The 13,625-nt window shown below is 72.5% G+C and carries 14 protein-coding genes; 10 read left to right on the top strand and 4 right to left on the bottom strand.

What is annotated here, in order from left to right:
- Positions 1-133 precede the first annotated feature (133 nt).
- The 7 genes from H4J02_RS00510 to H4J02_RS00480 all read left to right on the top strand — a co-directional run bounded on the left by H4J02_RS00510 (position 134) and on the right by H4J02_RS00480 (position 6,955).
- Entirely contained in the window at positions 134-2,182 is a 2,049-nt protein-coding gene (locus tag H4J02_RS00510) for a sensor histidine kinase (RefSeq protein WP_187675202.1), read from the top strand.
- The gene (locus H4J02_RS00505; protein ID WP_262406151.1) at positions 2,175-2,858 is read left to right on the top strand and encodes a response regulator transcription factor; all 684 of its coding nucleotides are present in this window, start codon (positions 2,175-2,177) and stop codon (positions 2,856-2,858) included. Before H4J02_RS00510 ends, H4J02_RS00505 begins: the two co-directional genes overlap by 8 nt.
- 89 nt (positions 2,859-2,947) lie before the next feature.
- A complete protein-coding gene (locus H4J02_RS00500) occupies positions 2,948-3,316 on the top strand; it encodes a helix-turn-helix transcriptional regulator (protein WP_187675201.1) in 369 nt (122 codons plus the stop codon).
- Entirely contained in the window at positions 3,313-3,786 is a 474-nt protein-coding gene (locus tag H4J02_RS00495) for an SRPBCC family protein (protein ID WP_187675200.1), read from the top strand. The genes H4J02_RS00500 and H4J02_RS00495 overlap by 4 nt, the downstream gene beginning before the upstream one ends.
- Positions 3,787-3,821: 35 nt before the next feature.
- Entirely contained in the window at positions 3,822-4,736 is a 915-nt protein-coding gene (locus H4J02_RS00490; protein ID WP_187675199.1) for a site-specific DNA-methyltransferase, read from the top strand.
- Positions 4,737-4,888: 152 nt separating this feature from the next.
- On the top strand, positions 4,889-6,103 hold the full coding sequence (locus H4J02_RS00485) for a cobalamin-independent methionine synthase II family protein (RefSeq protein ID WP_187675198.1): 1,215 nt from the start codon (positions 4,889-4,891) through the stop codon (positions 6,101-6,103).
- 66 nt (positions 6,104-6,169) lie between these two features.
- Complete coding sequence (locus tag H4J02_RS00480; protein WP_187675197.1) at positions 6,170-6,955, top strand: HAD-IIA family hydrolase; 786 nt, start codon at positions 6,170-6,172, stop codon at positions 6,953-6,955.
- Between the two features lie 36 nt (positions 6,956-6,991).
- Here H4J02_RS00480 and H4J02_RS00475 read toward each other — a convergent pair whose 3' ends face one another.
- Complete coding sequence (locus H4J02_RS00475) at positions 6,992-8,737, bottom strand: septum formation family protein (RefSeq protein WP_187675196.1); 1,746 nt, start codon at positions 8,735-8,737, stop codon at positions 6,992-6,994.
- 12 nt (positions 8,738-8,749) lie between these two features.
- Complete coding sequence (pyrE, locus tag H4J02_RS00470) at positions 8,750-9,304, bottom strand: orotate phosphoribosyltransferase (protein ID WP_187675195.1); 555 nt, start codon at positions 9,302-9,304, stop codon at positions 8,750-8,752.
- Between the two features lie 131 nt (positions 9,305-9,435).
- Here pyrE and H4J02_RS00465 point away from each other — a divergent pair, with 131 nt between their 5' ends.
- Positions 9,436-10,272: an exodeoxyribonuclease III gene (locus H4J02_RS00465; RefSeq protein WP_187675194.1), complete on the top strand. Its 837-nt coding sequence runs from the start codon at positions 9,436-9,438 to the stop codon at positions 10,270-10,272.
- Between the two features lie 10 nt (positions 10,273-10,282).
- Here H4J02_RS00465 and H4J02_RS00460 read toward each other — a convergent pair whose 3' ends face one another.
- The gene (locus H4J02_RS00460) at positions 10,283-10,672 is read right to left on the bottom strand and encodes a RidA family protein (RefSeq protein WP_187675193.1); all 390 of its coding nucleotides are present in this window, start codon (positions 10,670-10,672) and stop codon (positions 10,283-10,285) included.
- Positions 10,673-10,732: 60 nt separating this feature from the next.
- A complete protein-coding gene (locus H4J02_RS00455; protein WP_187675192.1) occupies positions 10,733-11,497 on the bottom strand; it encodes an SDR family NAD(P)-dependent oxidoreductase in 765 nt (254 codons plus the stop codon).
- 102 nt (positions 11,498-11,599) lie between these two features.
- Between H4J02_RS00455 and H4J02_RS00450 the strand changes: the two genes are divergently transcribed.
- Both H4J02_RS00450 and H4J02_RS00445 read left to right on the top strand, forming a co-directional pair.
- Positions 11,600-12,442 (top strand): helix-turn-helix transcriptional regulator, encoded by an 843-nt coding sequence (locus H4J02_RS00450; protein WP_187675191.1) that lies wholly within the window; start codon positions 11,600-11,602, stop codon positions 12,440-12,442.
- 59 nt (positions 12,443-12,501) lie between these two features.
- On the top strand, positions 12,502-13,539 hold the full coding sequence (locus tag H4J02_RS00445; RefSeq protein ID WP_187675190.1) for a Ca2+-dependent phosphoinositide-specific phospholipase C: 1,038 nt from the start codon (positions 12,502-12,504) through the stop codon (positions 13,537-13,539).
- The last annotated feature ends 86 nt before the right edge of the window (positions 13,540-13,625 follow it).

Genomic DNA, 13,625 nt, shown 5'->3' with positions numbered 1-13,625 from the left:
GCCCTCCGAGACTCCCGAGCACCCGTCCCAGGTGCGAAGGGCCCTCATCACGACGTCTCACGAGTCGTGTCCCGGGTGAAATGGGACGTTCGTCGCGGGTCTCGTGGGACACCCCTCTGCCACGATGGACCGCATGACCGCCCGCGCCGCCGCCCGCCTCACGGGCGCCGTCGGGCTCGTCGTCTCGATCGCGTGCGTCGCGGGGGGCATCGCCCTCGACCTCGTGCTCGCCGACGCGGGCGAGGTGGGTCCTGTCGCGCCCGGGTGGACCGGCCTCTCGCACCTCGCCATGGCGATCACCGGCGCCGTGCTGCTCATGCGGGTCGCGTGGCATCCGATCGCGATCGTGCTGCTCGGCTTCGGCGTGCTCGGCTCGGTCGGCGCGCTCGCATCCGCGTGGGTGGGCATCGCTGCGCGCCTGTGGACGGATGCGCCGCTCGCCGAGGCCGCGCTCTTCGTGAACCAGCGGCTCTTCGACTCGACGATCGTCGCCGTACCGCTCGTGCTCGTGCTCTTCCCCGACGGCCGCCTGCCCCGCAGCCGCCCCCTCCGAGCGGTGGGATCGGTCGCGATCGTCGCCGGAGTGCTCCCGCTCCTCGGCAACGTGCTCAAGCCATGGGAGGTGCTCGCCGCCACCTACGGCGGAGCCGACCCCGACATCCGCCCGTGGTTCCGCCCGGGCTGGGGCCTCCCGCTCGACCTCGACACCTGGATCGCGATCGATCGCGTGCTCGACGTGTGCATGTTCACGGCCCCCGTGCTCGGTGTGCTCGTGCTCATCGGACGGCGCTTCGGCGCCGGCGAGGAGCTGCGCCGTCAGCTGCGGTGGATCGCCTGGGCGGGCGTGCTGCTCGTGATCGTGCTCGTCGGGGTGCCGTTCGTGGCGCCGTGGGCGGTGTGGCAGATGGCGCTCGTCGGCGCCGTCGCGGTCATGTGCGTCGCCGTCGCGATCGCGATCCTGCGCTACCGCCTCGAAAGCATCGACCGTGTCATCGGCTGGACGATCCTCTACGGCCTGCTGCTCGTCGCGGTCGTGCTCGTCGACGTCGCGCTGCTCGCCGTCGTGGGCGGTGTGCTCGGCGAGAACACGGTCGCGCTCGTCGCCGCGATCATCGTGCTCATCGCATCCGCGCCCCTGCGCGAGCCGCTGCTCGCGTGGATCACGCGCATCGTCTACGGGCGCCGCGGTGACCCGTACGGCGTCGTCGCCGGTCTCGCCGACAGCCTCGAGCACTCGGACGACGCCGACGACCAGCTCGATCACGTCGTGCGCTCCGTCGCCCGCGCGTTCGCGTCGCCGTTCGTCGCCGTGCGGGTCGACCAGCCCGACGGCTCGCTGCTCTCGGCCAGCCATGGCACGCCGCAGGCGGAGACGACGATCCTGCCGCTCACCTACCGCGGCGAGGCGATCGGCGAGCTCGAGATGGCACCCCCGCGGCGCTCGCGCCTCTCGCGCCGCGACGAGCGCCTGCTCGCGGATGTCGTGCGCCAGGCCGCCGCCGCCGTGCGCGCCACGGTGCTCAACGTCGAGCTGCAGCGCAGCCGCGAGGAGCTCGTGCTCGCGCGCGAGGAGGAGCGCAGCCGCCTGCGCCGCGACGTGCACGACGGCCTCGGCCCCGCCCTCGCGGCCGTCAAGGTGCGCATCGACGCGGCCCGCAACGTGGCCGCCGACGACCCCGCGCAGGCCGACCGCATCCTCGAGGTCGCCTCGCGCACGGTGACGGATGCCGTGGGCGACATCCGCCGGATCGTGCACGACCTGCGCCCCCCGACGCTCGACGACCTGGGCCTCCGCGCCGCGCTCGAGCGCGTGTGCGACTCGTGGGACGAGACGGGGCCCATCGTGAGCCTCGGGTACGCGCTCGAGGGCACGCCGCCGCCCGCGATCGAGGTCGCCGTGTACCGGATCGCGAGCGAGGCGGTCAACAACGCCCGCCGCCACGCGGCCGCACGCACCGTGCGCCTCGCGGTCTCCGAGAACGAGCAGTCGGTCGTCGTCGAGATCGTCGATGACGGCGGCGGCATCCCGCGCAACGCGCCCGCGGGTGTGGGCCTGCGTTCGATGCGCGAGCGCGCGGCCGAGCTCGGCGGCGAGCTCGTCGTCTCGAGCGGCCGCGCCGGCACCACCATCCGCGCGACGATCCCGCGTCGCGGGGCCCTGAAGGAGGCAGCCCGTGCCTGAGCGCTCAGCCGCGGCATCCGAGTCGGAATCGCGCATCCGCATCCTGCTCGTCGACGACCACCCGATCTACCGCGACGGGCTCGAGCTGCTGCTCGGCTCGATCCCGGGCTTCGAGGTCGTCGCGGCGGCGGGCGACGGCGCAGAGGCGGTCGAGGCGGCCCGCGAGCACGGGCCCGACGTCATCGTCATGGACATCCAGATGCCCGTCATGGACGGCGTCGAGGCGACGCGGCGCATCGTGGCCGACGACCCGGGCGCGGGCATCATCGTGCTCACGATGTCGGAGGACGACGAGTCGGTGCTGCAGGCCATGCGCGCCGGGGCGCGCGGTTATCTGCTCAAGGCGGCGAGCCAGGAGGACATCGCGCAGGCGATCCGCTCGGTCGCGGGCGGCGGCGTCATCTTCGGCGCGGCGCTCGCGGGTCGCGTCGCGGAGTTCTTCGCGCGCGCCTCGGCCCCCGCATCCGCGACGCCCTTCCCGCAGCTCACGCCGCGCGAGCGCGAGATCCTCGACCTCATCGCCGCGGGCCGCACCAATCCGCAGATCGCGCAGATCCTCTTCCTCTCCCCCAAGACCGTGCGCAACCACGTGTCGATGATCTTCACGAAGCTCCACGTCGACGACCGCGGCGAGGCCGTCGTGATGGCGCGCGAGGCGGGTCTCGGCAAGCTCTGACATCCGTCTGCCCGAATCGAGGGTTGACGGATGCGATCCGCGCTCCTATCTTGTTCAACAGATCGGTTGATCAATGATATAGTTGAATAGTGGATGACGAGACAGGTGCCGACCAACGGCTCGATCGCGCGTTCCTCGCCCTCGCCGACCCCGTGAGGCGGGCGATCATCGCGCGCCTCAGCCGCGGGGCGGCGACGGTCAACGAGCTCGCGGAGCCCTTCGACATCAGCCTTCAGGCCGTGTCGAAGCACATCCAGGTGCTCGAGCAGGCGGGGCTCGTGACGCGCACGCGCGACGCGCAGCGTCGGCCCGTGCACCTCGAACCCGCCGCACTGGAGCGGCTCACCGCATGGATCGACCGCTACCGCCTCGAGACGGAGCGGCGCTTCCGCAGCCTCGACGCCCTGCTCGCATCCGCCGACGGCGCCCCCGGCGCCACTGAGGAGAAGGAATCATGAGCAACGCACTGACGGTCACGGCCCCCGAGGGCCTGCCGTACATCGACTTCGAGCGCGAGTTCGACGCGCCCGTCGCGAGGGTGTTCGCCGCCCACCGCGACCCCGCGCTCGTCGCGCAGTGGTCGGGGCCCGACGGCTACGTCGCCGACATGAAGGAGTGGGACTTCCGCTCGGGCGGCACGTGGCACTACGTGCACCGCGACCCCGAGGGCAACGAGTACGGCTTCCGCGGCACGTTCCACACCGTGCGCGAGAACGAGTACGCCGTGCAGACGTTCGAGTTCCTCGGCTTCCCCGACGTCGTGAGCATCGAGTCGCTCACCTTCGAGGACCTCGGCGACGGCCGCACGCGCCTCCGCGGCCACGCGGTCTACCCAACCCTCCAGGCCCGGGACGGCATGGTCGCCTCCGGCATGGAGACGGGCATGAGCGAGGGCTACGACCGACTCGAGGCGATCGTCACCGCCTGACGCGACCTCGGCATCCGGGCTGTTAATCTCGGCCCATGCCCGCCGCGGACGACACCTGGGGTCCGGGTTCGTGGGATGCCACGAGCCCGGACACCGTCGTGCTCGGCGACAACCTCGAGGTGGCCCGCACGCTGCCGAATGAGAGCTTCCGCCTCGTCTACCTCGACCCCCCGTTCAACACGGGCCGCACCCAGAGGCACCGTGCCGTGCAGACCGTGCGCGACCCGGAGGGCGACCGCACGGGCTACGGCGGCGAGCGCTACCGCACCGTCACGCGCACCCTCTACGGCTACGACGACCGCTTCGAGGACTACTGGGGCTTCCTCGAGCCGCGCCTCGCCGAGGCGTGGCGGCTGCTCGACGCGCGCGGCACCCTCTACCTGCATCTCGACTACCGCGAGGCGCACTACGCGAAGGTGGCTCTCGACGCCCTCTTCGGCCGCGACTGCTTCCTCAACGAGCTCATCTGGGCCTACGACTACGGCGGCAAGAGCAAGCGGCGCTGGCCCGCCAAGCACGACACGATCCTCGTCTACGTCAAGGATCCGGCCGCGTACTACTTCGACAACGAGACCGTCGACCGTGAGCCCTACATGGCGCCCGGCCTCGTGACGCCCGAGAAGGTCGAGCGCGGCAAGCTGCCGACCGACGTGTGGTGGCACACGATCGTCGCGACCGGCGGCGCCGAGCGCACCGGCTACCCGACGCAGAAGCCCGAGGGCATCCTGCGGCGCATCGTGCAGGCGTCGAGCGCGCCGGGCGACGCCGTGCTCGACCTCTTCGCGGGGTCCGGCACGACCGGCGCCGTCGCATCCGCCCTCGGACGGCGCTACCTGCTCGTCGACGCGAACCCGGATGCCGTGGGCGTCATGCGCACGCGGCTCGCGGGGGCGCGGTTCCTGCGCGCCGAGGCCGCCGCATCCGCGTCGCCCGCCACCTCGCCCGCGTAGCACTGCGTCATCGAGGTTCCCCGCATCCCGCAAGAGGCGCAGGATGGAGGCACGCAGAGCATCAAGCGAAGCCTCGCGTCCGGGACCGAACCGGGCACCGCCTGCGATTCCCATCCGACACGGCGTCAGCCGCACACGAAAAGGAGTCGCTCATGACAGGGCGCATCGAGACCACGACCGCGGGCAGCCTCCCGCGCACGCCCGAGCTCATCGCGGCCAACCAGGCCCGCACCTTCGCCGACGACGGCTTCACCCTGCAGCGCACGCCCGAGTTCGACGCGCTCGTCGCCGACGCCGTCGGCGGGCTCGTGGCGCGGCAGAAGGAGGTCGGGCTCACGCTCGTCGGCGACGGCGAGTTCGGCAAGGCCATGTCGAGCGCCGTCGACTACGGCGCGTGGTGGTCGTACTCGTTCCAGCGCGTCTCGGGCCTCTCGCTCACCGAGGAGAACGCGTTCAACCAGGCGCCCGTGCACTCCGAGCCGGGGCACATCCGCCTCACCTCGTTCACCGACCGCCGCGACCGTCACGCCTTCGCCGAGGCCTACGCGGATGCCGAGACGATCCCCACGGGTCGGGTCGCCACCCCCTTCCCGAGCGCCACCGGACCGCTCAGCTACATCGGCCAGGAGGCCGTCGCCGCCGACGTGTCCAACCTCCAAGCCGCACTCGCCGCCAACGGCCTCGAGACGGGCTTCATCACGAGCATCGCCCCCGGCTCGGCCGCGCGCGTGCTCAACCAGCACTACGCCACCGAGAAGGACTACGTGTGGGCGTGGGCCGAGGCGCTGCGCGAGGAGTACGTCGCGATCATCGAGGCGGGCCTCGTGCTGCAGATCGACGACCCCTCGCTCGCCGAGAACTGGGACCAGATCAACCCCGAGCCGAGCATCGAGGACTACCGCGCGTTCTCGCGCGAGAACATCGAGGCGCTCAACTGGGCGCTGCGCGACCTGCCGCAGGATCGCATCCGCTACCACCTCTGTTGGGGCAGCTGGCACGGACCCCACACGACCGACCTCGAGTTCCGTCACATCATCGACCTCATGCTCTCGGTCGACGCGGGCGCGTACTCGTTCGAGGCGGCGAACGCGCGTCACGAGCACGAGTGGAAGCTGTGGCGCGACGTCGAGCTGCCCGCGGGCAAGAAGATCATCCCCGGCGTCGTCGGCCACTCGACCAACGTCGTCGAGCACCCCGAGCTCGTGGCGGACCGCATCGAGGCCTTCGCCGCGCTCGTCGGCCCCGAGAACGTCATCGCGTCGACCGACTGCGGCCTCGGCGGCCGCGTGCACCCGCAGATCGCGTGGGCGAAGCTCGAGACGCTCACGGAGGGCGCGCGCATCGCATCCGAGCGGCTCTTCGGCTGAACGGCTGATCGGCTGATCCGCGACGGGCGCCGTCATCGCGGCGGCGCCCGTCGATACGCTGGGCACATGACTCCACGCCACGACGCCCGCCCCCACATCGAGTGCTGGCTCACCGATATGGACGGCGTTCTCGTGCACGAGAACCAGGCCCTCCCGGGCGCCCCCGAGCTCATCCACCACTGGGTCGAGGCGGGCACCCCGTTCCTCGTGCTCACCAACAACTCGATCTTCACGCCGCGCGACCTCGCGGCGCGCCTGCGCGCATCCGGCCTCGAGGTGCCCGAGGAGCGCATCTGGACCTCGGCCCTCGCGACGGCCGAGTTCTGCAAGAGCCAGATCCCCGGCGGCTCGGCCTTCGTCATCGGCGAGGCGGGGCTCACGACGGCCCTCCACGAGGCCGGCTTCGTCATGACCGAGACGCGGCCCGACTACGTCGTCGTCGGCGAGACCCGCAACTACTCCTTCGAGGCGATCACGAAGGCCATCCGCCTCATCAACAACGGCGCGCGCTTCATCGCGACGAACCCGGATGCGACGGGCCCGTCGTCCGACGGCGTGCTGCCCGCCACGGGCGCGATCTCAGCGCTCATCACGAAGGCGACCGGCAAGGACCCCTACGTCGTCGGCAAGCCCAACCCGATGATGTTCCGCTCCGCGATGAACAAGATCAACGCGCACTCCGAGACGACCGCGATGATCGGCGACCGCATGGACACGGATGTCGTGGCGGGCATCGAGGCGGGCCTCCACACGATCCTCGTGCTGACGGGCATCAGCGATCAGGCCGAGATCGAGCGCTACCCGTTCCGCCCGTCGGAGACTCTCGCGGGCGTGCACGAGCTGCTGCCGTAGCGGCTGCGCTGGCCTCGGCGGCGCTCCGGGTGTGGCTCAGCCCTCGGCGGGCGGTGCGGGCGCGATGGCGACAGAGCCCGTGAGGGGCTCGCCGGATGCGCGGCTCACGAAGCAGAAGTACCCGCGGTCGCCCGCATCCCACTGCTCCTCGGTGGCCGGGTAGGCCACCTCGACCTGCAGGTCGGTGAACTGCCACGCGACCGAGAGGTCGACGACGCCCGCGGCGGCGCACAGCCCCTGCACCTGGGCGAGGAGCGCCTCGGCGCCCGGGTAGGCCTCGTCGGGCGCGCCCTCGACGGCGGGCGGCACGGTGCCGCGGTAGGCGAGCTGCGCGGGGTGCGGGTCGGCGCAGTCCACGACCGTGAACTCGGCCTCCCACGCGCCCTCGTAGGGGTCGAGGCACTCGCCGCCGGCGAGCTCGTTCCAGGCCCACACGCCGGGCTCGACGGGTCCGTCGGCGAGCGGCGGCACGCTCGCGCTCGACGTGGGGTTCGGCGATCCGCTCGCGCTCGGCTGCGGCGCCGGCTCGGCGAGCGCGCCGAGGGTCGTGCCGAGCAGGAAGAGGGCGAAAAGCGCGATGATCGCGACGAGTCCGCCCGCGACGCCGAGCAGGATCTTCTGGGTGCGGCTGATCTCGCCGCGCTCGGCCGCCGCGTCGACGGGTGCGGCCGGCTCCTCGCGCCGCGCGAAGGGCGACTCCGAGGGCGCGGGCTCGGCGGTGTAGTCGCGGAAGTTCTCCTCGCCGAAGAGCGCCTCGAGCGCCGAGGTCGTCGAGGAGTCGTGCGCCATCGACGCCGACCCCATCATCTCCGTCGCCGTGAGGTCGGCCGCGGCCTGCGGCGGGATCGACGGCTGGGGGAACGGCACCGCGGGCTGGGCGGGCGTGGCCTGCGTCGGCACGGCCATCGCCTGCGTGGGCTGGTCCCACGACGAAGCAGGCGGCGACGTCGGCGGGCTCCACGCGACGGTCGGCGTCTCCTCGGGTGCCGGCGGCTCGACGAGCGGCGGCGGCACGGGCGCGGCGGATGCGGGCGGCGGCACGGGGGCGGGGGGCACGACTGGCGCAGCGGACACGGGCGGCGGCACGGGGGCGGCCGAGACCGGCGGGGGGACCGGTGCAGCCGAGGTCGGCGGGGGCACCGGCGCAGCGGACGCGGGCGGAACGGGCGCGGCAGACGTCGGCGGGGGCACCGGCGCCACAGACGGCGGCGGCAGCTGCGGGCCGGCTGTGCCGGCGGGTGTCTGCGGCGCTCCCGTCTGCGGCGCTCCCGTGGGCGGCGGTGCCGTGGGCGGCGGTGCCGTGGGCGGAACGCTCGCCGTCGGCGTCACGCCCGGCGGCGTCGGGGGTGCGGAGCGGCGCGACCGCGGTGGCTCATCGGGGAGCACCGGACCAGCACCGGGCAGCCACGCGGGCGTGAGGGGGGTCGTCGGCTCGGCGGACGCGAAGGGATCGGGCGCGGCCGCATCCGGAGCACCCGCACCCGCACCGGCACCCGCACCCGCACCGGCACCGGCGCCCGTCACGGGACCGGCCGAGGCGCCGGGACGCAGGCTCCAGTTGAAGCCCGACGCGGCATCCGCGGGCCCCGCAGGCGGCACCGAGCCCGCAGGCGGCACCGAGCCCGCAGGCGGCACCGAACCCTGCGGCGCAGGAGGCACCGACGCGGCAGGCGGCACGGGCGGCGCACTCGGCGCGTCCGCGGAGTCGCCCGGGGCGCCGAACTGGGCGGCGAGCCAGTCGCTCGGGGACTGCTCGGCGTCGTCGCGGGGTCGGTCGTTCATGGCCGGATGAGACTACTGCGGTTCGAGTCCGAGGTCGGAGAGACGGATGGCGGCGAGATACGGGTACCCGGCCGCCTCGATGCGCTCCTGCGCCTCGGTGGCCCGGTCGACGACGACCGCGACGGCCACGACCTCCGCGCCGACCTTCTCGAGCGCCTCGATCGCCTTGAGGGGCGAGCCGCCGGTCGTGGAGGTGTCCTCGAGCACGACGACGCGCTTGCCGGCAAGGTCGGGGCCCTCGACCTGTCGGCCGCGTCCGTGGTCCTTCGGCTCCTTGCGCACGACGAACGCGTCGTACGTCAGACCGCGCGCGGCACCCTGGTGCAGCACGGCCGACGCGATCGGGTCGGCGCCCATCGTGAGGCCGCCCACGGCATCCACGTTCGGCACCTGCTCGAGCAGGTCGACCATGACCTGGCCGATGAGCGGCGCGACGCGGTGGTCGAGGCTCAGCTTGCGCAGGTCGATGTAGTAGCTGGCCTTCTTGCCGCTCGTGAGCGTGAAGTCGCCGTGGAACACGGCCTCGTTCGTGATGTGCTCGATGAGCTGGGTGCGGGCGTCGGTCACGGCCTCCAGCCTAGAGCGCGATCCGGTTCCCAAACGCTGTAGCGCTTACCGTCACGCGGCAGAGATCACACCCGCGCGGGGGCTGACGCTGCAGCGTTTGACCGACACCGGCGGGCGCTACCGTTGAGCGCATGCGCATCGCCACCTGGAACATCAACTCGATCCGCACCCGTCACGCCCGCGCGATCGACTGGATGCTGCGCGAAGACGTCGACGTCGTCGCGTTCCAGGAGATCAAGTGCAAGGAGGAGCAGTTCCCCTTCGAGGCGTTCCAGGACGCCGGCTACGAGGTCGTGCTGCACGGCCTCAACCAGTGGAACGGCGTCGCGATCGCCGCGCGCCACGCGATCGAAGACGTCGAGGTCGGGTTCCCCGGCCAGCCGGGCTTCCTCAAGGGGCACGAGGGCCCGGATGTGCCGATCGAGGCCCGCGCGATCGGCGCCACGGTCGAGGGTGTGCGCCTGTGGAGCCTCTACGTGCCGAACGGACGTGCGCTCGGCGACCCGCACTACGCCTACAAGCTCGACTGGCTCGCGACGCTCACGGCCGACGTGCGCGAGTGGCTCACCGCCGACCCCGACCTCCCGCTCGCCCTCATGGGCGACTTCAACATCGCCCCGCTCGAGTCCGACGTGGGCGACCCGTCGCTCATCCCGGGCCTCTCGACGCACATCTCGCCTCCCGAGCGCGAGGCGTTCGCGGCGCTCGAGGCGGCCGGCCTCACCGACGTCGTGCGCCCCATCCGTCCCGAGGGCTACACCTACTGGGACTACAAGCAGCTGCGCTTCCCGCGCAACGAGGGGCTGCGCATCGACTTCATCCTCGGCTCGCACGCCTTCGCCGAGCGCGTCGTCGACGCATCCATCCACCGCGAGGAGCGCAAGGGCGACGGTCCGAGCGACCACGTGCCGGTCGTGGTCGACCTCGACATGGGCGACAGCGACGACGACCGCCCGATGATCTTCTAGGCGGCGCGTCTCACGCGGCCGGGATCGCGGCGATCGCCTCGATCTCGACGAGCACGCCGGGACGCGACATCGGCACGCCGATGACGGTGACGGCCGTGCGGGTCGTCCACTCGGCGGCGGATGCGGCGTAGGCGTCGTTCGGGTCGACGCCGGTCGTGAGGTAGATCGTGAGCTTCGCGACGTGCTCGGGCCCGGTGCCCGCCTCGGCGAGCACGGCCTTGACGTTGCGGAGCGCCTGCTCGGTCTGGGCGCGCAGGCCCTTGAGCAGCTTTCCCTCGCCGTCGATGCCGTTCTGGCCTCCGACGAAGAGCAGCGGACCCGGCGGCACGATCATGCCCTGCGCGAAGGCGGGGCTCGTGACGAGCTGGGGCGGGTCGACGGGGGTGACGGTGTCGGTCATGCCGGGCAGTCTGCTCCCGTCCGCCGACACCGTCCACCCCCGGCGAGGATCCGCGAGCGCCTAGAGTCGCTGCCCGCCCGAGGCCTCGATGCGCTGGCCCGTGACCCACGACATCCGCGGGTCGAGGATGCCGGCGACCGCCGCGCCGATGTCGTCGGGCTCGCCGACGCGTCCGAGTGCGACCGTCTGCCCGAGCCCCGCTCGCAGCTGCGGGTTGTCGCGCACGACACCGCCCGAGAAGTCGGTGGCCGTCGCGCCCGGCGCGATCGCGTTGACGCGGATGCCGCGCGGCCCGAGCTCCTGCGCGAGGTACTTCGTCCACACCTCGATCGCGCCCTTCATCGCCGAGTAGACAGATGCCGTGGGGTTCGCGATGAAGCGCGTGAGGCCCGTCGAGACGTTGAGGATGGCGCCGCCGTCGACGAGCAGGGGCGTGAGCTCCTGCGTGAGCAGCACGACGCCCGTGAAGTGCACGGCGACGAGCGCGTCGATCGTGGCCCGGTCGATCGTGCCGAGGGTCGTCGCGCCCGAGAAGCCCGCGTTGTTGACGAGGGCGTCGAATCCGTCGCGGTGCCACGTCTCGCGCAACGCGTCGCGCAGGCGCTCGGCGAAGGTCGGGAACGAGTCGGGGTCGCTCGTGTCGAGCTGCAGCGCGACCGCCGTGCGGCGGCGGGAGGCGACGTCCGCGACGACCGCGGCAGCGGCATCCGCCTCGGAGCGGTAGGTGATGACGACGTCGGAGCCGGCGTCGGCGAGAGCGAGCGCGGCGGAGCGGCCGATGCCGCGCGAGCCGCCCGTGATGAGGGTGATGCGGGATGCGTTCATGCCACCCAGCGTCGGCGCGCCACGCACGGGCAACCAGGCCCGGCTCATCGGGGGATCCGCGATCCCTGGCACGCGCCCGTCGGCGGGGAGAGGATGGCGGGCATGGATCGTGAGCAGCTCGCCGAGTTCCTGCGGCACCGCCGCGAGGCGCTGCGCCCCGAGGACGTCGGTCTCTCCCGCGGACCGCGCCGCCGCACGCCGGGACTGCGCCGCGAGGAGGTGGCGCAGCTCGCGGGCATCTCGACCGACTATCTCAACCGCCTCGAGCAGGCGCGCGGCCCGCAGCCCTCGACGCAAGTGCTCGGCGCGCTCGCCCGCGCGCTGCGGCTCGGCACCGACGAGCGCGACCACCTCTTCCGCCTCGCGGGGCACCCGGCCCCGGAGCGCGGCGCCGGCAGCACGCACGTCGCGCCCGCCCTCCTGCGGATCCTCGACCGCCTCGCCGACACCCCGGCCCAGGTCGTGAGCGAGCTCGGCGAGACGCTCGCGCAGACCGCGCCCGCGAAGGCGCTGCTCGGCGACATGGAGACCCGCGAGGGCCTCGAGCGCTTCACCGTCTACCGCTGGTTCGCCGACCCCGCCTCGCGTGACGTCTACGTCGCCGACGACCACCCCGAGCACGAGCGCGTATTCGTCGCCGAACTGCGGGCGGCATCGGCTCGTGCGGGCGAGCGCTCGCGGGCCGCGGAGGTCGTGCGGGCGCTGCTCGGGACGAGCCCCGAGTTCGCCGAGCGGTGGGCCGAGCTCGAGGTCGCCGCGAAGCATCCGCGCACGAAGCGCTTCGCGCATCCGGAGCTCGGGGAGCTGACGCTCGACTGCCAGACGCTGCTCGACACCGACACGGGGCAGCGGCTGCTCGTGTTCACGGCCTTCCCCGGCACGCCCGACGCCGAGAAGCTCGAGCTGCTCGCCGTGATCGGAACGCAGAGCTTCGCGGCCGGCTGAGCCCGCTGTCGCTACGGTGGACCCGCGGGCGACGGAGCCCGCAGACCTGGGGGGGTCGAGTGAAGAAGACGCTGCGGATCGTCGGCATCGTGCTCGGGGTGGTCGTGCTCGCGTTCGGCGGGCTCGTCGTGCACTTCCTCTACCTCGGCGACGAGTCGGCCCGGAACCAGGCCTCGCGCATGGAGCAGCTGCGTGCTGCGGATGCCACGTCCACCGCATCCGGCGACACTCACGAGTTCGACGCGCTTCCGTTCGACGAGCTGCAGGTCATCGCCACCCACAACAGCTACGTGCTGCAGCCGACGTGGCTGCAGACCGAGGTGATCCGCCTCGTCGAGCCGGCCGAGGCGCCCGCGCTGCAGTACGAGCACGCGACCCTCACCGAGCAGCTCGACGCGGGCATCCGCAGCTTCGAGCTCGACATCCGCTGGGACGGCTCGGGCTTCACGATGAGCCACGTGCCGCTCGTCGCCAACCGCGCCACCGCGACCGACTTCGGCCTCGCGCTCGAGGAGATCGCGCTGTGGTCGGAGCGGAACACCGACCACCTGCCGATCAGCGTCATGGTCGAGGTGAAGGCCGACTACATGTTCCTCGACCCGCGCCTGCGGGCGTTCGACGCGGATGCGGCGGACGCGCTCGACGAGCTCGTCGCGGGCGCGCTCGGCTCGCGGCTCTTCGCGCCCGGCGACCTCGACGGCGGCGAGTGGCCGACGGTCGGCGACATGCGCGATCGCGTGCTGCTCTACTTCGGCAACAACGAAGACGTGCGCGAGGTCTACCTCGACGGCCACCCCGGACTCGAGGGCCGCAGTCTCTTCACGTCCTCCCAGACGGGCGGGGCGGATGCGCGCTTCGCGATCGTCGACGACCCCGCCGACCCGCTCGTGGCATCCCTCACCGCGCAGGGCGTCATCGTGCGCACGCGCGCCGACGCGGAGCTCGTCACGAGCGCGGCCCGACTCGCGGATGCGCTCGCCTCCGGCGCGGGCATCCTCTCGACCGACTTCCCACCCTCGGAGCCCCAGAACGGCACCGACTACGTCGCCGCCTTCCCCGGCGGAACCCTCGTGCGAGCCACCCCTGACCCCTCATAGTTCCCGTTCCGCGTGTTTGTTCCCGAAGGAACGGGTGCGAACACGCGGAACGGGAACTATGGACGGGGATTACGGGATGTTGCACC

Origin of the sequence: Protaetiibacter sp. SSC-01 (genome assembly GCF_014483895.1) — a bacterium.
Taxonomy (GTDB): Bacteria; Actinomycetota; Actinomycetes; order Actinomycetales; family Microbacteriaceae; genus Homoserinibacter.
This window is presented reverse-complemented; position numbering and strand designations above follow the sequence as displayed.

Excerpts from the sequence above, each read along its gene's own strand:
- H4J02_RS00455 (WP_187675192.1), bottom strand. The coding sequence starts at position 11,497 with ATGAACGCATCCCGCATCACCCTCATCACGGGCGGCTCGCGCGGCATC.
- H4J02_RS00490 (WP_187675199.1), top strand. The coding sequence starts at position 3,822 with ATGCCCGCCGCGGACGACACCTGGGGTCCGGGTTCGTGGGATGCCACG.
- H4J02_RS00485 (WP_187675198.1), top strand. The coding sequence starts at position 4,889 with ATGACAGGGCGCATCGAGACCACGACCGCGGGCAGCCTCCCGCGCACG.
- H4J02_RS00510 (WP_187675202.1), top strand. The coding sequence starts at position 134 with ATGACCGCCCGCGCCGCCGCCCGCCTCACGGGCGCCGTCGGGCTCGTC.
- H4J02_RS00460 (WP_187675193.1), bottom strand. The coding sequence starts at position 10,672 with ATGACCGACACCGTCACCCCCGTCGACCCGCCCCAGCTCGTCACGAGC.
- H4J02_RS00495 (WP_187675200.1), top strand. The coding sequence starts at position 3,313 with ATGAGCAACGCACTGACGGTCACGGCCCCCGAGGGCCTGCCGTACATC.
- H4J02_RS00465 (WP_187675194.1), top strand. The coding sequence starts at position 9,436 with ATGCGCATCGCCACCTGGAACATCAACTCGATCCGCACCCGTCACGCC.
- H4J02_RS00480 (WP_187675197.1), top strand. The coding sequence starts at position 6,170 with ATGACTCCACGCCACGACGCCCGCCCCCACATCGAGTGCTGGCTCACC.
- H4J02_RS00475 (WP_187675196.1), bottom strand. The coding sequence starts at position 8,737 with ATGAACGACCGACCCCGCGACGACGCCGAGCAGTCCCCGAGCGACTGG.
- H4J02_RS00450 (WP_187675191.1), top strand. The coding sequence starts at position 11,600 with ATGGATCGTGAGCAGCTCGCCGAGTTCCTGCGGCACCGCCGCGAGGCG.